The sequence below is a fragment of the Ahrensia sp. 13_GOM-1096m genome (assembly GCF_000620605.1).
Taxonomy (GTDB): Bacteria; Pseudomonadota; Alphaproteobacteria; order Rhizobiales; family Rhizobiaceae; genus Ahrensia; species Ahrensia kielensis.
Genome location: NZ_JIAX01000013.1, coordinates 71,545 through 90,466 on the forward strand (window position 1 = coordinate 71,545; position 18,922 = coordinate 90,466).

At 48.4% G+C, this 18,922-nt stretch carries 19 protein-coding genes and 1 pseudogene; all 20 read left to right on the forward strand.

The window, feature by feature from the left end:
• The first annotated feature begins 4 nt into the window (after positions 1-4).
• The 20 genes and pseudogenes from flgB to flgK all read left to right on the forward strand — a co-directional run bounded on the left by flgB (position 5) and on the right by flgK (position 18,919).
• Positions 5-358 carry a hypothetical protein gene (gene flgB, locus N530_RS0111280; protein WP_026480777.1) on the forward strand — a complete coding sequence of 118 codons (354 nt, stop codon included), beginning with the start codon at positions 5-7 and terminating at the stop codon, positions 356-358.
• A complete protein-coding gene (gene flgC / locus N530_RS0111285) occupies positions 358-777 on the forward strand; it encodes a flagellar basal body rod protein FlgC (RefSeq protein ID WP_026480778.1) in 420 nt (139 codons plus the stop codon). Before flgB ends, flgC begins: the two co-directional genes overlap by 1 nt.
• Positions 774-1,073, forward strand: coding sequence for a flagellar hook-basal body complex protein FliE (locus tag N530_RS0111290; RefSeq protein WP_018689951.1), 300 nt, complete (start codon positions 774-776; stop codon positions 1,071-1,073). Before flgC ends, N530_RS0111290 begins: the two co-directional genes overlap by 4 nt.
• Positions 1,074-1,083: 10 nt before the next feature.
• Positions 1,084-1,872 carry a flagellar basal-body rod protein FlgG gene (flgG, locus tag N530_RS0111295; protein ID WP_026480779.1) on the forward strand — a complete coding sequence of 263 codons (789 nt, stop codon included), beginning with the start codon at positions 1,084-1,086 and terminating at the stop codon, positions 1,870-1,872.
• Entirely contained in the window at positions 1,872-2,342 is a 471-nt protein-coding gene (gene flgA / locus N530_RS0111300) for a flagellar basal body P-ring formation chaperone FlgA (RefSeq protein ID WP_018689953.1), read from the forward strand. The genes flgG and flgA overlap by 1 nt, the downstream gene beginning before the upstream one ends.
• Entirely contained in the window at positions 2,339-3,445 is a 1,107-nt protein-coding gene (locus N530_RS0111305; protein WP_018689954.1) for a flagellar basal body P-ring protein FlgI, read from the forward strand. The genes flgA and N530_RS0111305 overlap by 4 nt, the downstream gene beginning before the upstream one ends.
• A complete protein-coding gene (locus N530_RS0111310; protein WP_035266992.1) occupies positions 3,445-3,984 on the forward strand; it encodes a MotE family protein in 540 nt (179 codons plus the stop codon). The genes N530_RS0111305 and N530_RS0111310 overlap by 1 nt, the downstream gene beginning before the upstream one ends.
• Positions 3,981-4,688, forward strand: coding sequence for a flagellar basal body L-ring protein FlgH (locus N530_RS0111315; RefSeq protein WP_026480781.1), 708 nt, complete (start codon positions 3,981-3,983; stop codon positions 4,686-4,688). Before N530_RS0111310 ends, N530_RS0111315 begins: the two co-directional genes overlap by 4 nt.
• 9 nt (positions 4,689-4,697) lie before the next feature.
• On the forward strand, positions 4,698-5,207 hold the full coding sequence (locus N530_RS0111320; RefSeq protein ID WP_026480782.1) for a flagellar basal body-associated FliL family protein: 510 nt from the start codon (positions 4,698-4,700) through the stop codon (positions 5,205-5,207).
• Between the two features lie 41 nt (positions 5,208-5,248).
• The gene (gene fliP, locus N530_RS0111325) at positions 5,249-5,941 is read left to right on the forward strand and encodes a flagellar type III secretion system pore protein FliP (protein WP_051540930.1); all 693 of its coding nucleotides are present in this window, start codon (positions 5,249-5,251) and stop codon (positions 5,939-5,941) included.
• Between the two features lie 189 nt (positions 5,942-6,130).
• Positions 6,131-7,072, forward strand: a complete 942-nt coding sequence (locus N530_RS0111335) for a flagellin (RefSeq protein ID WP_026480784.1) — start codon at positions 6,131-6,133, stop codon at positions 7,070-7,072.
• Positions 7,073-7,289: 217 nt separating this feature from the next.
• The gene (locus N530_RS0111340; RefSeq protein ID WP_026480785.1) at positions 7,290-8,234 is read left to right on the forward strand and encodes a flagellin; all 945 of its coding nucleotides are present in this window, start codon (positions 7,290-7,292) and stop codon (positions 8,232-8,234) included.
• 126 nt (positions 8,235-8,360) lie between these two features.
• Complete coding sequence (fliF, locus tag N530_RS0111345; RefSeq protein ID WP_026480786.1) at positions 8,361-10,001, forward strand: flagellar basal-body MS-ring/collar protein FliF; 1,641 nt, start codon at positions 8,361-8,363, stop codon at positions 9,999-10,001.
• Complete coding sequence (locus N530_RS0111350) at positions 9,998-10,810, forward strand: hypothetical protein (protein WP_026480787.1); 813 nt, start codon at positions 9,998-10,000, stop codon at positions 10,808-10,810. The genes fliF and N530_RS0111350 overlap by 4 nt, the downstream gene beginning before the upstream one ends.
• Positions 10,810-12,009 (forward strand): flagellar motor protein MotB, encoded by a 1,200-nt coding sequence (locus tag N530_RS0111355; protein WP_051540911.1) that lies wholly within the window; start codon positions 10,810-10,812, stop codon positions 12,007-12,009. Before N530_RS0111350 ends, N530_RS0111355 begins: the two co-directional genes overlap by 1 nt.
• Positions 12,006-13,265, forward strand: coding sequence for a hypothetical protein (locus N530_RS0111360; protein WP_026480789.1), 1,260 nt, complete (start codon positions 12,006-12,008; stop codon positions 13,263-13,265). Before N530_RS0111355 ends, N530_RS0111360 begins: the two co-directional genes overlap by 4 nt.
• Positions 13,262-14,710: a flagellar hook-length control protein FliK gene (locus N530_RS0111365; protein ID WP_026480790.1), complete on the forward strand. Its 1,449-nt coding sequence runs from the start codon at positions 13,262-13,264 to the stop codon at positions 14,708-14,710. Before N530_RS0111360 ends, N530_RS0111365 begins: the two co-directional genes overlap by 4 nt.
• A gap of 648 nt (positions 14,711-15,358) precedes the next feature.
• Positions 15,359-16,122, forward strand: a pseudogene (locus N530_RS19270) (response regulator transcription factor).
• A gap of 20 nt (positions 16,123-16,142) precedes the next feature.
• Entirely contained in the window at positions 16,143-17,399 is a 1,257-nt protein-coding gene (locus N530_RS0111380; RefSeq protein ID WP_026480791.1) for a flagellar hook protein FlgE, read from the forward strand.
• A gap of 56 nt (positions 17,400-17,455) precedes the next feature.
• Positions 17,456-18,919 (forward strand): flagellar hook-associated protein FlgK, encoded by a 1,464-nt coding sequence (gene flgK / locus N530_RS0111385; protein WP_026480792.1) that lies wholly within the window; start codon positions 17,456-17,458, stop codon positions 18,917-18,919.
• Positions 18,920-18,922 lie beyond the last annotated feature (3 nt).

The following is an 18,922-nucleotide window of genomic DNA, read 5'->3' on the forward strand; positions in this document are numbered from 1 at the left end:
TGTCATGGAAACAACATCCATATTTTCAATTGCCTCCACGAACGCGCAATGGCTTTCTGCGCGCCAAGCGACCGTGGCTGGTAATATCGCGAATGCGAATGTCAGCAGCTATAAGTCGCTGGACACAGCTTCTTTTGCTGACACATTGGCAAATGTAACAAACAAGCTAGAGCTCACCAATGCGAACCATTTAACCGGTACACGCAGTATTGGCGATGTTGCGATTGAACGTTCAACCAAAAGCGTTTCGCTTGAGGAAGAATTGGTGAAATCGGCCGAAGTGCGCAGTCAGACAGAGCTGAACACCGCGATTACTTCTACTTTCCACCGAATGCTCTTAATGGCGGTAAAACCATAATGGATAATCTATCAGTTAGTATGAAGGTTGCCGCTGCAGGGCTTGATGTCGAATCGCTGCGTATGCGCGTCGTCTCTGAAAACCTTGCCAATGCCCAGTCAACCAGCGACCTTAAGGGCGGCGATCCTTATCAGCGTAAGCTGGTGAATTTTGAAACTATTGTGCTGCGCGAAAGCGATGCGTCTTCAGTTGGTGTCAGCGGTATTTCTGGCGATAAACGCGATTTTCAAATGACTTTTGATCCAGGACATCCAGCCGCCAATGAAGCTGGCTATGTCAAAATGCCAAACGTTAATCCGATCATTGAGATGGCGGATATGCGTGAAGCAAACCGCTCTTATCAGGCGAATTTGGAAGTTTTCAAACAGGCACGCGAACTTATCGGCATGACGATTGAACTTATGAGGTCCGGACGATGATTGAAGCAATAGGTCAAATTGCAGGCGGCGTATCGAGCGCAGCCCCAAGCCAAGCCAATACAATTAGCACTGGCTCAGAAATGTCATTCAGCCAAGTGCTGTCTGATATGGCGGCGGACACAGTTTCATCGGTGCGCACGGCGGACAAAACGGCGGTGCAAGGCCTGATGGGCAATGCCGATACGCGGCAGGTTGTTGATGCTGTCATGCAGGCCGAACAAGCGCTTCAAGCGTCCATTGCGGTGCGCGATAAAATCGTGACCGCCTATCTCGAAATCTCAAGAATGTCGATCTGAGGAATATCCAATGAAAGCTCTTTCTATTGCTGCAACTGGCATGAATGCCCAGCAGACAAATCTTGAAGTGATCGCCAACAATATCGCCAATGTGAACACAACTGGCTTTAAGCGTGCACGCGCGGAATTTTCCGATCTGCTTTATCAAACTGAACGTGCTGCTGGCACGCCGACACGCGCCAATGCGGGAGTTGTGCCAGAGGGCACCAATATCGGTCTTGGTGTGCGCACTGCGGCTGTGCGTAATGTGCATCTTCAAGGCGCGCTTCAAAGCACAGGCAACCGCCTTGATATGGCGCTGACCGGTAATGGATGGTTTCAAGTTGATGGTCCGGCAGGCCAAACTGTTTATACGCGTGCAGGCGCGTTTAACACCAATGCAGAAGGCCAGCTTGTCACATCAGATGGTTATGCCGTTCAGCCCAATATTACTGTGCCAGAAAACACAGTTGAAGTGATCGTCAATCAATCAGGCCAAGTATTTGCCCGTCTTGATGATCAGATCCAATTGCAGGAACTGGGCCAGTTAACGCTTGCAACCTTTGCCAATGATGCTGGACTAAAAGCACTGGGTAGCAACCAATTTGCGGAAACGGAAGCTTCGGGCGAAGCGCTTGTGGGTGTGCCGGGCGATCCTGGCTACGCGACAATTCAGCAAGGCTATCTTGAAGGCTCAAACGTTGATCCAGTGAAAGAAATTACCGAGTTGATTGCTGCACAGCGCGGCTACGAGATGAACTCTAAAGTTATTCAGGCTGCCGACCAGATGGCCGGTGTTGTTTCTAACGGATTGAGATAATGATCATGCGCTGCGGCGGTATTGCACGTTTATCACTGTGTGTATTTGCGGGATTGTTGGCTGTTATGCCAGCACATGCCGTTGATAGTGTTGCAACTGCTGTGCGCGTTATTTATCCGGGCCAGACCATTGAAGCGGACATGGTCAAACTTGTTTCGCTCAAGCGTGAAATGCCAAATGCTGCCCGATCAATTCAAAGTCTCGATGCTTTGATTGGCAAGGTCGCAACCAAAACAATTTTGCCCAACCGTTTGATTCTCCCAAGCGCTGTCATTGAAGGTAATATTGTTGAAGCTGGTCAGAATGTGCGGGTTCTTTATGAAACCGAGGCGATTAGCATTTCTTTGGTTGCGGTCGCACTGGAAGACGGCATTGTTGGCGATACGATCCGCGTGCGCAATCAAGACAGCGCGCGAATTATTGCAGGCCGTATCTCTGATGATGGTACAATTTATGTGAGTGCCCTATGAAATTATTCAAATGGGTTGCTCTTACATTCATAACGCTTGCTCTTACATCACCGACCTTCGCCCAGTCACGGATCAAGGATATTGTGACGTTGCAAAATGCGCGCGATAACCAGCTTATCGGTTATGGCCTTGTTGTTGGTTTGCCAGGTACTGGCGATAGTTTGCGCAATGCACCGTTTACGGAAACCTCAATGCGTTCGATGCTTGATTCGCTCGGCATTGCTACCGAGAGCGGACGGGCGCGGCTTAACAATGTTGCCGCTGTTATCGTGACGGCGAATTTTCCAGCATTTGTGCGCCATGGTTCGCGCATTGATGTTGATGTGTCATCGCTTGGCGATGCGACTTCGCTAGAGGGCGGACAGCTTGTGATGACGCCGCTGCGCGGTGGTGACGGCGAGATTTATGCTGTTGCACAGGGGCCGGTTTCGACCAGCGGATTTTTTGCTCGTGGTCAGGCTGAATCGGTATCGCAAGGAACGCCGACATCTGGCCGTATCGTCAATGGTGCGATTGTTGAAAAAGAAGTTCAGGCCAACGGCCAAGAGGTTCACGAAATCACAATGCAATTGCGCAATCCAGATTATTCGACGGCTGTGGCAATTACCGATGCGATCAATCAGTTCTCGCGCAATACCTATGGCCGAGCCACAGCGCGCGAAATTGATGCACGCACAGTGGTGGTGACAAAGCCGAAAAACATCACATCCGCGCGGTTCGTTGCGTCGATTGAATCATTGCCGATTGAAACAGATTCGCCAGCCCGTGTTGTACTCGATTCAAGCACAGGCACAGTGGTTATTGGCCAAGATGTTCGCGTAACACCGGTTGCTGTTAGCCATGGTGCTTTGACGGTGCGTGTGAGCGAGACGCCGACGATCAGTCAGCCTAACCCATTTTCACTGGGTGAAACGGCTGTTGAGCCGCTTACCAATATTGAAGTGACGCAAGAAGGCACCGGTCTTGGTGTTGTTAATGGTGCAAGCCTTAACTCGCTTGTTGAAGGACTTAATCAACTAGGTGTTGGTCCACGCGAAACGATCGCTATTTTGCAGACGATTAAAAATGCAGGCGCACTGCAAGCAGATTTGGTGGTGCAATAATGCTTAGAGCGAACACATCATTATTTATGGCTACGGCTGCCTTGGCTTTAGGGTTGTCATTTGCTGCAACGGCCGAAGAAAAGCCGTCTGTGCAAACTATGCAAAAGAGCCTTGTATCTAATGTTGCTCCGGGTTCTGACAAAGAGCTTGAATTGTTCTGCGCCAATATTGCCGAGCCTGCGCGCGAGCGCCGCTATGCTTTGCAGCGCGAACAGTTGGAAGAGCTAAAGGCTGATTTGGAAGAGCGCATTAAGCTGCTTGATACGAAGCAAGCCGAGCTTGAGGGATGGGTTGAAAAGCGCGAAGAGTTCGCACGTATGGCGAGTTCTGCTGTGGTTGATGTTTATGCCAATATGCCGCCGGATTCAGCTGCTGAACGCCTTGCCAATATGGATGGTGGTTTATCTGCAGCGCTTTTAATGAAACTCAAATCACGCACGGCTGCCGCCATTTTAAGTGAAATGGAACCACGCAAAGCCTCAATGGTCACCAGCATTATGGCGGCTTCAAGCGATAAAACAACAGCAGTACGTCAATGATAAAATTATGCGCACATATGATTGGGGCGGTCGGTGTATCGGCAGCATTAAGCGGCTGTATGGTTCAACCCAAGACAATCGGGCAAACGCCGCAGCTCAGCCCAATGAGTGTTGATGCGCAATATCAAACGCACACCAAGGAAGAACTTGGTTCGATGTATCCTGATACACCGCGCAAATATTCAACTTGGAATAATAGCGCTGCGTCTTTGTTCACGGGCCGCCAAGCGATGAACCGCGGCGATATTCTAACCGTTAATATTGTTCTTAACGATAAAGCGCAGTTTGATAATCGCTCGGACAGGCAGCGTACCTCCAGCAAATCAATTGGGCTTGGTGCGAGCACAAGCACCGGCTTGTCAGGATCGCTTGACGGTAGTTTGAATTCAGGCACAACATTTGATGGTAGCGGCGGGACGACACGTCAGGAAAAACTGGATGTTTCCATTGCCGCAGTTGTCATGGAAGTGCTTCAAAATGGTAATCTGGTGATCCGCGGTACGCAGGAAATTGTTGTTAATGCGGAGAAGCGCGTTATGACAGTTGAAGGCATTGTACGTCCATCTGACATTTTGCCAGACAGTTCTGTTCCATATGAGAAAATCGCTGAAGCGCGCATTAGCTATGGTGGGCAGGGCCGTATAACCGAAGTGCAGCAACCACCTTATGGTCAGCAGGCACTCGACATGCTGCTTCCATTATAGGTGCATGAAATGGCAACACCACTCATGATCGAAACTGATGAAGAACCAAAGAAGAAATCAATGATCTCGGCGATCTTGGTGCCTGTTCTTCTGCTCGCGCTATCTGGCGGGCTTGGTTTTAGTTTTTCAAAATTTTATGTATCGCCGATGATTGAGGCGAATGCGAGCACAGAAGCTGCCCCCGTTCCGACTGCTGAAAAATCTGTTGTGCCGGTCCATAATTCGAATGAACCATCCATGGTGGTTGTGCCGCTTGAAGCTATTTTGACGAATTTAAGTGATCCATCGGATGTGTGGGTGCGGGCAGAATTTTCGGTGCTGTTTAATAAGCAGCCTTCTGCTGATGTGACGGCTGAAATTCAAAGTGATTTTCTGCGCTATATGAAAACTGTAAAACTGCGAAACTTGGAAGGTGCCATTGGCTTTGAGCATATGCTCGAAGATTTGAACGAACGTGCTCAAATGATCAGCGGCGGCGAAGCCGGACGTGTTTTGGTCAAAGCGTTTATCGTTCAGTAATGCGTATTTTTAACAGACCATTTTTGACTGCTTGCGTTTTAATGATCACGCTTAGTCCTGCATTTGCGCAAAATGTTCTTGGACCTGTTGGCGGGCAAACGAGCGGCCAGATTATCCAGCTGTTTGGATTGCTGTCGGTTCTTGCTATTGCGCCGGGCATTTTGGTGATGGTCACCTGTTTCCCGCGCTTTATCATTGTGTTTTCAATTTTGCGTTCTGGCATTGGTCTGCAATCGACGCCTGCAAACATTATTCTGATTAGCCTGTCCTTGTTTATGACTTTTTATGTCATGTCGCCTGTTCTCGACAATGCTTGGAAATCTGGCATTCAGCCATTGATGGCCGAACAGATTGATGAAGAAACTGCGTTTCAGCGCACGCTTGAACCTTTTCGCGGGTTTATGGAAAAAAACGTGCGTGACAAGGATATTGATCTTTTTACGGATCTTGCTGAAGAGCGCGGCCAAGTGGTGCGCAATGACGCCGGTGTTGTTGATATCCGTGTCTTGATACCGGCTTTTATGATTTCAGAAATCCGGCGCGGTTTTGAAATCGGCTTTCTTGTCGTTCTGCCATTTTTGGTGATCGACCTTATCGTCGCTACAATCGTTATGGCGATGGGTATGATGATGCTACCGCCATCGGTGGTGTCGCTACCCTTTAAAATACTGTTCTTTGTTATGATTGACGGTTGGAATATTCTGGTTGGTAATCTGGTTCGGTCCGTTATCTAACTATTTACCAAGAATATTCGTAAAATCATTTTTTTCCGATCAGCTTGCTTCAGTTTTATCTTTATTAAACTTTGTCCGCCATTTTGGCCTGCGACGATGGTGGCCGATTTGGCTATGGCATGATGCCTGTCCATCGAACCGGGATATCCGGAATGTCCCTTCTTCGAGTATCTTTTGAAAGGGACAATTATGTCCAGTATTTTGACTAACACATCAGCGATGACTGCGCTTAAATCACTTCAGTCTACAAACTCTGCTATCGAAACAACGCAAGCGCGTATTTCGACAGGTAAACAGGTTGCTGAAGCCAGCGACAACGCTGCTTATTGGTCTATCGCAACAACAATGCGCTCCGACACTAAAGCTCTTGGTACAGTTCAGGACGCTTTGGGTCTTGGTGCTGCTAAGGTTGATGTTGCTTATACAGGTATTAATGCAACTTTGGACGTGGTTGATGAAATCAAGTCTAAGCTTGTTGCTGCCAGCGAGCCAGGTGTTGACCGTACTAAAATCCAATCTGAAATCGGTGAACTTCAGAACCAGCTAAAAAGCATTGCAGAATCTGCAACGTTCTCTGGTGAAAACTGGCTTTCAACTGACTCAAGTGCAACTGGTTACAACGCAACAAAGAGCGTTGTTGCTTCGTTCAACCGCGCAGCTGACGGTTCAGTATCTCTTGCAACAATCGATATCGATACATCAAGCACAGTATTGTTTGATGCCGGTACAGGTGCAACAGAAGTTGGTTTGCTTGATAAAGAATACACAGCTGCAAACGGTGCTGCGACACCCGTTAACGTGACATATTCTGTTGCAACACTTGATATTACAGCAACAAACGTTGACGACACTGTTCTTGCAGACATGATCTCAAAAGTAGATGCCACTTTGCAGAACCTTACAACTGCGGCTTCTGACCTTGGTTCATCAAAACAGCGTATCAACATGCAGAACGAGTTTGTTGGCGATCTAATGAATGCGATTGATCGCGGCATTGGCAAGCTTGTCGATGCAGACATGACAGAAGAATCAACACGCTTGCAGGCCCTTCAGGTTCAGCAGCAGCTTGGTGTTCAGTCATTGTCAATTGCAAACGGCAACGCACAGACAATCCTGTCGCTCTTCCGTTAATCGTAATTTAATAACAGCACTTAGGCCGCCCATTGGGCGGCCTTTTTTATGTCGAATTTACTGGTTACTTTTTGTTAACCATGTTCTATTAACCATAGTTAACGGGGAGTTTATGATTCGCCCTTAAGCACCGACTATAGACCTATAGAGCATGAAGCCTCTTCGGTGCGCCGGCCGATCCGGAATGTCCCAAAATTGTGCCAAACAAGGGGACACCATGTCCAGTATTTTGACTAACACTGCAGCGATGACCGCGTTGAAGTCTCTTCAGATCACGAATAAATCAATTGAAACAACGCAAGCGCGTATCTCGACCGGCAAACAGGTTGCTGAAGCGAGCGATAACGCTGCTTATTGGTCAATTGCTACAACAATGCGTTCAGACAGCTCGGCACTGAGCACAGTTCAAGATGCACTCGGACTTGGCGCTGCGAAAGTTGATGTTGCCTATACGGGTATCAACAGCGCGCTTGAAGTGGTTGATGAAATTAAATCCAAGCTCGTTGCTGCCAGCGAACCAGGTGTTGACCGCAGTAAAATTCAATCAGAAATCAGTGAGCTACAAAACCAGCTTACAAGCATTTCTGAATCAGCAACATTCTCCGGTGAAAACTGGCTTTCAGTTGATTCAAGTGTTGCAGGCTATTCAGCGACCAAAAGCGTTGTTGCATCTTTTAACCGTGCAGCTGACGGCTCAGTATCGCTTGCAACGATTGATATTGACACAACGACAACTGTTTTGTTCGATGCGGGTACAGGCGCAACAGAAGTTGGTTTGCTTGATAAAGAATACACAGCTGCAAACGGTGCTGCGACACCCGTTAACGTGACATATTCTGTTGCAACACTTGATATCACAGCAACAAACGTTGACGACACTGTGCTTGCCGACATGATTTCAAATGTTGATGCAACGGTTGAAGCGTTGACAACATCAGCTTCTGACCTTGGTACTTCTAAGAAGCGTATCAATTTGCAAAGCACTTTTGTTGGCGATCTGATGGATGCGATTGAACGCGGTATCGGTAAGCTTGTCGATGCGGATATGACCGAAGAATCAACACGCTTGCAGGCACTTCAAGTGCAGCAGCAGCTTGGTGTGCAGTCATTGTCGATTGCAAACGGTAACGCTCAAACAATTCTATCGCTCTTCCAGGGATAATAAATCTCTAGCAGAATTTAGCAAAAGGCGGCCCTTGGCCGCCTTTTTTGCGTCTAGCGTTCATAAATTCATGTCCGCACAAGGTTCAGTTCGTAATGTTTGCTCAATATTGCGGGGAATGTATCTGTGCTTAATCAGTTTAACCAATTCATGCAGAATGTTGGCGCCTTGGGAATCAAGAAGCTAGCGATCTTGGGGGGCATTGGCATTGGCACAATGGCCATCGTTTTATTTGGTGCGCTTTATGTCAATAAACCGGTGAACACGACGCTCTATGTCAATCTTGAGCGGGACGATATCGGCCGAATGGGCATTGTGCTCTCGGATGCGGGTATCAAATATGATGTAAACGCTGAAGGTAGCGCTCTTATGGTGCCGGTGGGTGATGTTAGCCGCGCGCGCATGGTGTTGGCTGAAAAAGGTCTGCCAAGTGGTTCAAGCACGGGCTATGAATTGTTCGATGATCTAGGTTCACTCGGTTTGACGGCCTTTATGCAAGAAATTACCCGTGTGCGGGCGCTTGAAGGTGAGGTTGCGCGCTCAATTCAAACCATTGAAGGTGTGCGGGCCGCGCGTGTTCACATTGTTATGGCTGAGCAAGGCAATTTCCGGCGGGCAGAACAAGCGCCAACAGCATCGGTTATTGTGCGTTATGATGGTTCACAAGCACAGCAGACAGCAATGTCTATTCGCCATTTGGTTTCCTCTGCGGTTCCCTCTCTTTCTACAGAAAATGTGACAGTGCTTGATTCGGCTGGCCGTGTTTTGGCCGCTGGTGAAGATCCTTTGCGTAATTCTGCCGGCAATAATCTTGGCATTAAGTCCAGTGTCGAAGGGCAAGTTGTAAACAGCATTGAACGCGCGCTGACGCCTTATTTAGGCTCGGCTAACTTCCGCGTTAGTGTTCAGGCCGATATCAACACCGATCAACGCCAAACCGAAGAGACAATCTTTGATCCTGATTCGCGTGTTGAACGCTCAGTGCAAGTGGTGCGCAGTGAAAATTCATCTGCGCAAAGTGCTGGCGGTGAACCTGCTACGGTTGAACAAGATTTGATCGAAGAAGTGCCAGGTTCTGGTGGTGCCAATGAGAGCGAGCGCAGTGAACGGCGTGAAGAGACGACCAATTATGAGTTAAACTCAAAGCGTATTGCGGTTGTTAGCAATGGCTATGAAATCGGACGTCTGTCTGTAGCGGTTGTTGTCAACAAGGCGGCAATGCTTGAACAAGACCCAGAAATGAACGATGCGCAGTTAGAAGAAAAGCTGGCTGAAATACGCTCGCTGGTCGCAGCAGCATCGGGCACTTTAGAAGCGCGTAATGACATTGTTGAACTGACAGCTGTGAACTTCTTGCCGGTTGAGCAACTTGTGGCAACATCAGAAGAAGGTATTGCGACTGTTTTATCCAAGCAGCTTGGAACAGCAATTAACGCTATTGCATTCTTGGGCGCTGTAATCCTGGTCGTGATGTTTGCGGTACGTCCAGCGCTTCGCACGCTAAGCAATCCAGAGACACCGCAAGTTGAAGACTTTGCGATGGAAAGCGCTGGCGGCTTGCCGGACTTTTCGCTGGATGAGCCATCTATGCTTGATCAAGACTTTTCGATGGATGACTTTACAAACAATAATAATGATCCTGACCGCAAAGATTTGTTGGCACGTATGGCGCCTGAACCAGCAGACCGTATCGCCATGATTGTTGATCTTGATGAGAAACGCGCTGCGGCTATTCTTAGACGTTGGGTGACGGAAGTTCCTGCATGATGCTTCCTGATTTTTCCTCAAAGAAGCACAAGAAAAGTGCCAAGGGGCGCTGGCCAAGTGGATTCAAATCCCTTGCTGGTGATGACTTGGCGCAGGATGAAACGCCTGTGCGCGGGTTTGAGCCTAGCATCAAACAAGAGCTGTCTGCGTTTCCGCATATGCCGAAATTTACAATGGATGATGAGGAACCATCATTTGCCTCAGCGCCTATGCAGGCCGAAGTGTCATTTGAGGATGATTTAAGTTTAGACACGCCCTTAGCGCCAGAGCCGTTTGAAGAAAATCCGTTGTCAGACTTGAGCGCTGTCGATCCGGTTAGCGCGGCTGAAAACCTTATTTCAAATGCGGATAATGTCGCATCGTCGGATACGCTTGATGATGCTTTGGCAAGTATTTTAGATCAGCCAAAAGCGACAAATATTGGTGCGGACGCCGTACAAACTATTCTTGACCGCGTGGATCAAGCGGTGAAAGCCGCTTTGGAGCCGCTCAAATTTGAGTTTAACCAAAGTGTTTTATCGGGCTTTCAATCGGTATTGAGAAAATCAATCGAACAGGACGGCAAGCAACGTATTGTCGATTTCATTGCAACGCTCGTGCCAACGGCAAACGATCTTGTGGCGACCATTAAAGGGCCTGCCGAGCTTGTTGAAGGTTTGCAAAAGCAGTTGGAAGCGCGTGAAGATTTGCCGGTTAAAATCAAATTTGTAGAAGATAATGGATTGCTCGATATCGTGGTCACTTATGATACGGCGTCGGTTTCAACGCGCCTTGCTGAGTTTGAAGCTTTGATTGCGGAGCTTAGCTGATGTTGGGTGAGAACGAAAAACAAGAAATCATCATTGTTCGTCGCAGCGGCGGCGGCGAAGAAGGCCACCATGGCGGTGCTTGGAAAATCGCATTTGCTGATTTCATGACGGCGATGATGGCACTGTTTTTGGTGCTTTGGTTGGTCAATGCCACGGACGATAAAGCGCAAAAATCAATTGCGAGCTACTTCAACCCCGTAAAACTGGTTGATAGCAAGAAGAGCGAAAAGGGCCTGAGCCCCGCAGATAATACAGTGGAAGAAACCGAACTGGAGCATGAGGCCAAGGGCGAAACGGAGGCTGAGTTCTTTGGCAATCCGGCGGCTGTTCTTGATGAAATTGTTGCGGAAGATGCAATTGCCGCACCGCTAAATGAGCAACTTGGTGCTGGCACTGGAAGTCCTTCTGACATTGAAAATGACTATGTTGCTGAACCTGTCTTTATTGATCCGTTCTCTCAAACCTATTGGGATGAGCAAGGTGACGCATTAACCGAGCCTGAAACGGCTGAAGCAGAATCGCTGCGCGAAATTATTAAAGAGCAGCTTCAAGAAGGTGAAACCGCTGAAGCCGTTGATAAGGTAGGCGAACAGGTTGAAACGCCCGAGGCTGAACTAGAGATAGCACAAGCCGAGATAGAGCCTGCTGTTAAAAACGAAGTCACCCAGGAGGCGATTGAGACAGCTGGCGAAACGCCTGATATGCAAATTGATGATGCTGCCAAGCCTACCGAAGCAGAGGCGCTGGCGGCAAAAGTTGAAGAGACGCTCGAGGACGTTTTAAACGTGATCGGTCTTAATAAGGATCAGGTTCGGGTCGTGGCGCAATCTGAGGGCGTGCTTGTTTCTCTTTCTGATGATTTAGGGTTCAGCATGTTCGGTGTTGGCTCCGCTATTCCTAAAGCTGAGCTTATCAATGCTGTTGATGCCATTGGCGCGCAGATTGCTGATAAGGATGTTTCATTGAGTGTTATTGGCCACACGGATGGACGGCCATATCGCGGTAAAGCCTATGACAATTGGCGCCTATCTGCGGCGCGTGCTCAGGCAACGCTCTATATGCTTGTGCGCAGCGGTGTTGACGAAAAGCGTATTGTTTCTGTGTCTGGTAAAGCTGACCGTGATTTGAAAAATTCGGAAGATCCTTTTGCGCCTGAAAACCGGCGCATTGATATTATGATTGCACTGGATAGCCAATGAAAAAGCTGGCCGCCCTTGTGACCTTATTGTTGACGATGCCTGCTAGCGTTCTGCCCGCACAGGCCGATATTGGCTCGCTTGATCCAACACAATTGGTGCGCTCATTCCAGCGCGCACAAGATTCGATTGCACTGGGCGATAAAGCATCGATTGGTATGCAGCGCGAATTGTATAAAATGGTGCGCAGTGAATTAAGTCGCCCCGATGCAAACGAGGTTGCGAATGAACGCAATCTGCGTGCCGTGCTGAGTTTTGCAATTTCGGGCGGCGGGGTTGCGTTGGTATATGCGCGCCGTGATGCGTTTAAAGAGTTTCCGGATTTGCAAATCGTTGCGCGTGCGGTGCAGCTCTATAATGGCAAGAATGCTGCCGAAGTATTCAGTGCTTTAGAGCCACGTAAAATTGGCGGTGTCCTTGGTGCCGCTATCGCGCTGGTGAGAGCGCAGCATGATGAGGATCTTGTGCGCAAGGTTACGGATTTAAGCTTCGTGAAGCTAGAACTGCCGGGCACGATTTTTGAAGAAAGCGCGCTGCGAGCCATCATGCCTGTCTACCGCGAAAGTGCGGACCGCTATAGATTTATACGTGAAGCTAGCCGCTACGCACGCACATTTGGCTCATCGCCCTATGCTTCAACATTTGCAAATGAAATGGTGCGCGCGGCGATTGATCTGGATGATCCGGTTTTTCGCACAGAAGTGCTGGGTGTTTTGTCCTTCCTGCCAGAGCCAGAGCGGCAAGCCTTGTTGGTTCGTATAAAACGTGCAGCTTCTCTTGCAGGTAAGCCCGAACTGTTTTTCGCCTTGGATAAGGACGAGGCACCGGATGGTGCGTCTGATGCTCAAGTAATGAGCGATGCTGACCGCCAGCTTCTCAATATCTATAATCAGATTGAGACCATTACAGTAGAAACGGCACAAGAAGCATTGACGCAAGTGCGCAATATTATTCCTTCGGACCTTCAAGAAAAGAACCGACGGTTGCGCGGCGTCGTGCTTGCATCGCTCACGGCTATTATCGCTGAGCCAGATATTGATGAAGCCGCGAAGACAGCTTCGGTCAATGCTGAGGATGATATAATCGAGCCAGAAGCACAAACCAGTGTTGATGCGATCGAGGTTGATATGCCGACTGATGTATCGAATGTGTCAGTAGAACCCAAGCTTGGCGAAGATGAGCTTAAGCTTGAGTCTTTTGTTGAAAAGATGCGCACTAAAATTGTTGGCGCAGATGAACTCTTGGAGACTTTGGAATGATCGCAAATTCTCAAATGACAGTTCAACACGCCGCTGGTCGATCCGCATCGACGATGAATAAGACGGATCGCGATGTGGCTTCAAATGACGCCAAGCCCGATTTCAAAGAGCTGCTTGAGCAAGGCCTTCAATCCCCAAAGGGAGATAAGGTAGAAGCTGCGCCATCCAATAAATTGGCTTCGATCAAGCGTCTATCCAGTTTTGAAACCCATGCGGAATTTGCCGATCAGCCGCAGGTGATCAATCTGGAAGCAGCGCCCCTGGAACAAAATACAGAACTGGCTGAAGCTGCGATTAATGTAGAGCTTGGCATAGGCTCCGTTGAGGAAGCGGCCGTCGTCGTTGATGGAAATGCAAAAATCATTGCTGCTGAAAACAAGTCATTGGCTCCAGCCGAAACGGTTGATGCTACCGAAGAAACAGTGCGCTCAATAGTCAACACACTGACAGGCAAAACGAAGCTCGGTGCGAATAATGCAACGGCTGCCAAGGCTTTTATGGCCATTGATCAGCATGGCATGACAGAACAGGCCAGCGTGTCAGTTGCGCAAGCTGTTAAATCTGCAGCGACTAAAGTTGGTAATGTTGATGGTGAGCAAATTGTTATTGCAGGTCAAACGAATGTAACCGTGAATAATTTGACCTTTACCCAAAAGCTATCGAGCAATGAAGCGCGGCGGATTGGGCTTGAACCGGATGCTCAAACATCTGTTCGTGAAAGCTTGGACGGCCTGTCATTTAAAGGCGATGGGAAAGCTGAGTTAACGGTAGACAGATTTGCTGACGTGAAAAATTCAACACGCATTGCTGTCGGCTCAGAAGGCGGTAAAGCTAAAAACACCCATCAGCCAGTAGGCCGCGTTGAGGTTTCTGGGCTAGCAAGCATGCAAACGGCGACTCAGATTACCGGCACTGCCAATGATGCGCCGCCGCCTGTGAAAGATCAGGTCTTGGATCGGTTAGGCCCAGAAATCCGCTCCATGCAGAAGGCTGAGACAACAAGTGCTGTGCAAGCAAGCGGTGTTGCTGCGGCGAACCGCAATGTCATTTCCTTGCAGCTTTATCCTATCGGCTTGGGCCGTGTTCAGGCACGGTTGACCAAGGAAGGTGACAGCGTGAAAATTGAACTGATCGTTGAGTCTAAACAGACACTCGATATGCTCAATGCTGATATTGATGCGCTTAAAACATCTATGCGTGCCCTTGGTGCTAGCGAAAATAATATCAATATTGCTCTTGGCAAAAACAACAATTCTGGCAGCCAAGATGCGGCTTTGGAGAACGGAAGTTTCTCCGATTTTGAGAACGCTATGACGGATGACCGTGAGACTGATGGTCAAAATAACCGTGATCTGGATGGTGATAAAGATGGTCGGTTGGCAACATTGCAACCAACAACGGGCGGCGAACGAGTGGGTTATGATTCGACACGAATCATCATCTGATTCATTTGTTTATTTTCAGCGTTCAAAATGAATGAATTGCGATTCATTGGTGCGGTCGTATGAGTCTTGAGTGACACAGTTGGCGTCATCAAACCCCTCAAAATAGAAAAAATTGAGCCATGATTTAGGTAAAATTGAGGCGAATTTGGGCCTGTGATTCGCGTTCTAAAATGATCAAATCTGAAGAGTCGTTAATAGTTTATTTAAAAGATGAAATTTTTCTTTTCTGGCGCGACTACACAACCGCTAAAATCGAGTGCTACGGCAAAGTTACTCGTCTAGGCTTTGAACGCTCGCAGAATTTTCCTAAAAGTTGAATTCTTTTAAATTATTGAAAAATAATAATAATAACGTCTCTATAAAAGAGACACAGCCAGTTTCGGGTAAGGAGAATAAATTAAAGCTGAAAAAATACCTGCGTCCAAAATGGTGTTTTTTTACGTCTCTTTAAAAGTGTGGTGAAGGAAATATTGCACGTAAAAAGAGCGCCGTTATCGACGGTTAAACGCCCATTCGTATACGTTAATAAATCCCTAACTTCAGAATATTAACCATAAGTCAATGTTCAAATTCTCGCAGTTGTGGATAGAGTCACCGCTTAGCTAGTTCTGAAGGTGGGGATTAACTGAATGATTCGAGGGCAGGGTAATGATTGTAATTGTTGATAGCAGAGAGTTGGTACGCGACGGTTTCAAGGCAATGTTCCTGAGGCTTGGTTATCCGGCGACCACCACATGCGATAGCTCTATGGAAGATTTCCTTGAGGCAATTTCAGATGCGGATTTGAAGCACGTTCAAGCTTTTCTCATCGGTGATTGTCGTGATCATGCAGCGACAGTTAGCGAGATCAGAGCGCGCACTAAAGCGCCGCTCATCGCCGTTCTTGACCAGTCGAGCCTGACCGACATTTTGTTCCACTTCGAAAACGGCGCTGATGATGTCATCAAGAAGCCCGTTCATGTTACTGAGATTTTAGCGCGTGCCGCTGCTATTCGTCGTCGCAGCGTTGCCGAAGCGCCGAAGCAAGAGCTCGGGCGTTTGCGTATTTTCAATGATGGCCGCGACCCAGAAATTGACGGCGTGTCATTTCCGCTTCCGCGCCGTGAGCCCGTATTCTTGAATATCTTGCATCTATCGGCGATCGCCGCGCATCGCGCACACAGATTTACAATTCTGTTTATGGTGTGCTTGAGCAAGACGTCGACGAATGTGTCGTTGAAAGCCATATCAGCAAGCTGCGCAAAAAATTGCGTGCTGCCCTTGGCGAAGAAGTCATCGATTCTAAGCGTTTCCTTGGATACCGCTTGATGAAACCTGCTGATTTGAAGCAGCCAGAACGTTCGGTTCAGAAAAAAGCAACTTCCATTGCGCATGTGAGCCTCGCGCAAGATTTGGCAGCTAAGGTTTCCTAATACAGTTAAAGGAGCCTTAGATGAGCGTTTATGGTATGATGCGGACCGGCGTGTCCGGTATGGAAGGTCAGGCTAACAGACTAGCTGCAACAGCCGACAACATCGCAAACTCAAGTACAACTGGATATAAGCGCTACGAGACATTGTTCTCCACGCAGGTTGTGAACCAGTCCGTTGGTGGATATGCGTCCGGCGGTGTTACAACAACATCACGCCAGCTTGTTAGCCAGCAAGGTGTTTTGAGTTTTACCACTTCAACATCTGACCTAGCACTCGAAGGCAATGGCTTTTTTGTTGTGCAGGATCAGAACGGCGTTCCTCAGCTTACACGTGCAGGATCATTTGTTCCCAATTCAAAAGGTGAGCTTGTTAACGCAGCAGGGTTCAAACTACTTGGCTATAGCTATGACAATGGTGAACCTGCTGCTGTTGCAAACGGCTTCCAAGGGCTTGTTCCGGTTACGGTGGCTCAGACAGAGCTTGTCGCTGTGCCTTCTACGCTTGGTAAGGTCACGGTGAATTTGAACTCTAATACCGCAGTTTCAACTTCACCAACTCCGGCTTCCAACGACCCGTTGACCGAGTTCAGCAATAAGACTTCACTTGTCGCTTACGATAATTTGGGTGGTACGGTACTGCTTGATGTTTATTACACCAAGACGGCTGCCAACACTTGGGAAGTGACTGTTTATGATCAGTCTGGTGCATCATCAGGTACTGGCTTCCCGTATGCTTCGGGGCCGCTTACAACAGATACGTTGAGTTTCGACCCGTCCACGGGTCAGATGACAGGCGCAAGCCCGACCAGCCTAACAATTCCGGTTCCTGGTGGTGCGACATTGGCGCTTGATATTTCCAAAACCACACAGCTTGCAACGGGCTTTTTGGCTTCGGACGCTGAAGTCAACGGTAATATTCCTTCGAGTATTGAACTGGTGCAGATCGGTGAAGACGGCCGTATTCTTGGCGCTTATGCAGATGGTTCAACGCGTGAACTGTTCCGCATTCCTATTGCGACAGTTGCTAGCCCCGACCAGATGCGTTCCAAAACAGGTAATATTTTCACAACGACAGATCTGTCTGGTGAAGTATCGCTTGGCTTCGCTAATGAGGGTGGCAACGGCAAGATCGTGTCTGGTGCACTTGAGAACTCAACCGTTGATATCGCGACTGAATTGACGGTCATGATTGAGGCGCAGCGTAACTATACTGCCAACTCAAAAGTCTTTCAGACAGGCTCTGAACTGACTGAAACTGTCATCAACTTGAAGCGCTAGGATAACGCTCGCATTAGCAGCTGCCGCTCCATTCAAGCGGCAGTAAAGGGGAAAGAATGTCTTTATCTACAGCATTACGTGTGGCTCAGAATTCAATATTCAACGCTTCGCTACAGACATCAGTTACCTCCAGAAATATCTCGGAGTCAGGCAACACAAACTATGCACGCCGAGATGTTGAACTTGTCACCACAAGTGCGGGTGCGACGGTATTTTCTGTTCGCCGTGCTGAGAACCAAGAGCTTTTGCGTAATAGTTTGGCTGCTATGGCGTCCAGCGCTGGGCAAGCCTCGATTGCTGATGGCGCAGCGCGGCTGAACAATGTCATCAATGGTACAGATAATTCTACGTCGCCTGCAACATTTCTGACCCAGTTTGAAAATGCCTTGCAGCTTTTTGCCACCGATCCATCAAACGATCTAACCGGTGAACAGGCCATCTATGCGGCCAAAGAACTTGCCAATGGTATCAGTGATGCTTCTGTTGCGGTTCAAAGCTATCGCACACGGCTTGATAGTGAAATATCAAGCGGCGTTGAAACTGTTAATGCTTTGCTCGATAAATTCAAAATAGCCAATGATGAAATTGTACGCGGTACCGCGACAGGCCAAGACGTCAATGATGCGCTGGATACCCGTGACACTCTTCTCAAAGAAATATCGCAATATATTTCTATTTCAACGAATACACGCGATAACAATGACCTGCAGATCTACACAAGCGAGGGCGTAACATTATTTGAAACGCTGCCGCGCAAAGTTAGCTTTGAGCCAACGGCGTCCTATTCGCCTGGCAATGCTGGTAATCAAGTTTACATCGATGGCGTGCCTTTGACATCTGGTTCGGGGGCCAGCACCAATGCTATCGGCTCGCTGGCAGCAAAATTGCAAATGCGAGATGATGTTGCTGAGCAGGTTCAAGGTCAGCTTGATGAGATTGCGCGCGGTTTGATTGTGCAATTTGCCGAAACGGATCAATCTGGCGGCGGCGGTCCTGCACTTGCCGGACTGTTTACTTATTCGGGCGGTCCAGCAATCCCTGGCGGCGCGACAGCGGTCAATGGCATTGCACTTACTCTCTCGGTCAATGCTGCATTTGATCCATCTGTTGGCGGCAGTGCTGATGTGCTTCGCGATGGCGGTGCCAATGGTGCCAACTATGTTCAAAACACCAATGGCGGTGCTGCTTTTTCAACGCGCCTTAACAGCTACATTGAAAGTATTGGCCAGACCATAACAACGGACCCTTCTTTCGGTTTGGCTGGTAGTTATTCTCTTTCTGGTTATGCGCAATCATCAATTGGTTGGTTGGACGGCGTGCGTTCAACAGCAACACGTGCGGCGGAAAGTAAACAGGCGCTCAGCGACCGTTTGGAAACCGCTCTTTCATCAAATCAGGGTGTTAATCTTGATGAAGAATTGTCGATGCTAATTGAGCTTGAGCAATCCTATCAGGCATCAGCACGGGTGATTTCGACGGTTAATAATATGTACGCTACTCTTCTCCAGTCGGTGGGCTAAACC

What these genes read in the sequence shown, in the direction of transcription:
- flgB (WP_026480777.1), top strand. Translation starts at nt 5, where the DNA reads ATGGAAACAACATCCATATTTTCAATTGCCTCCACGAACGCGCAATGG.
- flgC (WP_026480778.1), top strand. Translation starts at nt 358, where the DNA reads ATGGATAATCTATCAGTTAGTATGAAGGTTGCCGCTGCAGGGCTTGAT.
- N530_RS0111290 (WP_018689951.1), top strand. Translation starts at nt 774, where the DNA reads ATGATTGAAGCAATAGGTCAAATTGCAGGCGGCGTATCGAGCGCAGCC.
- flgG (WP_026480779.1), top strand. Translation starts at nt 1,084, where the DNA reads ATGAAAGCTCTTTCTATTGCTGCAACTGGCATGAATGCCCAGCAGACA.
- flgA (WP_018689953.1), top strand. Translation starts at nt 1,872, where the DNA reads ATGATCATGCGCTGCGGCGGTATTGCACGTTTATCACTGTGTGTATTT.
- N530_RS0111305 (WP_018689954.1), top strand. Translation starts at nt 2,339, where the DNA reads ATGAAATTATTCAAATGGGTTGCTCTTACATTCATAACGCTTGCTCTT.
- N530_RS0111310 (WP_035266992.1), top strand. Translation starts at nt 3,445, where the DNA reads ATGCTTAGAGCGAACACATCATTATTTATGGCTACGGCTGCCTTGGCT.
- N530_RS0111315 (WP_026480781.1), top strand. Translation starts at nt 3,981, where the DNA reads ATGATAAAATTATGCGCACATATGATTGGGGCGGTCGGTGTATCGGCA.
- N530_RS0111320 (WP_026480782.1), top strand. Translation starts at nt 4,698, where the DNA reads ATGGCAACACCACTCATGATCGAAACTGATGAAGAACCAAAGAAGAAA.
- fliP (WP_051540930.1), top strand. Translation starts at nt 5,249, where the DNA reads ATGATCACGCTTAGTCCTGCATTTGCGCAAAATGTTCTTGGACCTGTT.
- N530_RS0111335 (WP_026480784.1), top strand. Translation starts at nt 6,131, where the DNA reads ATGTCCAGTATTTTGACTAACACATCAGCGATGACTGCGCTTAAATCA.
- N530_RS0111340 (WP_026480785.1), top strand. Translation starts at nt 7,290, where the DNA reads ATGTCCAGTATTTTGACTAACACTGCAGCGATGACCGCGTTGAAGTCT.
- N530_RS0111350 (WP_026480787.1), top strand. Translation starts at nt 9,998, where the DNA reads ATGATGCTTCCTGATTTTTCCTCAAAGAAGCACAAGAAAAGTGCCAAG.
- N530_RS0111355 (WP_051540911.1), top strand. Translation starts at nt 10,810, where the DNA reads ATGTTGGGTGAGAACGAAAAACAAGAAATCATCATTGTTCGTCGCAGC.
- N530_RS0111360 (WP_026480789.1), top strand. Translation starts at nt 12,006, where the DNA reads ATGAAAAAGCTGGCCGCCCTTGTGACCTTATTGTTGACGATGCCTGCT.
- N530_RS0111365 (WP_026480790.1), top strand. Translation starts at nt 13,262, where the DNA reads ATGATCGCAAATTCTCAAATGACAGTTCAACACGCCGCTGGTCGATCC.
- N530_RS0111380 (WP_026480791.1), top strand. Translation starts at nt 16,143, where the DNA reads ATGAGCGTTTATGGTATGATGCGGACCGGCGTGTCCGGTATGGAAGGT.
- flgK (WP_026480792.1), top strand. Translation starts at nt 17,456, where the DNA reads ATGTCTTTATCTACAGCATTACGTGTGGCTCAGAATTCAATATTCAAC.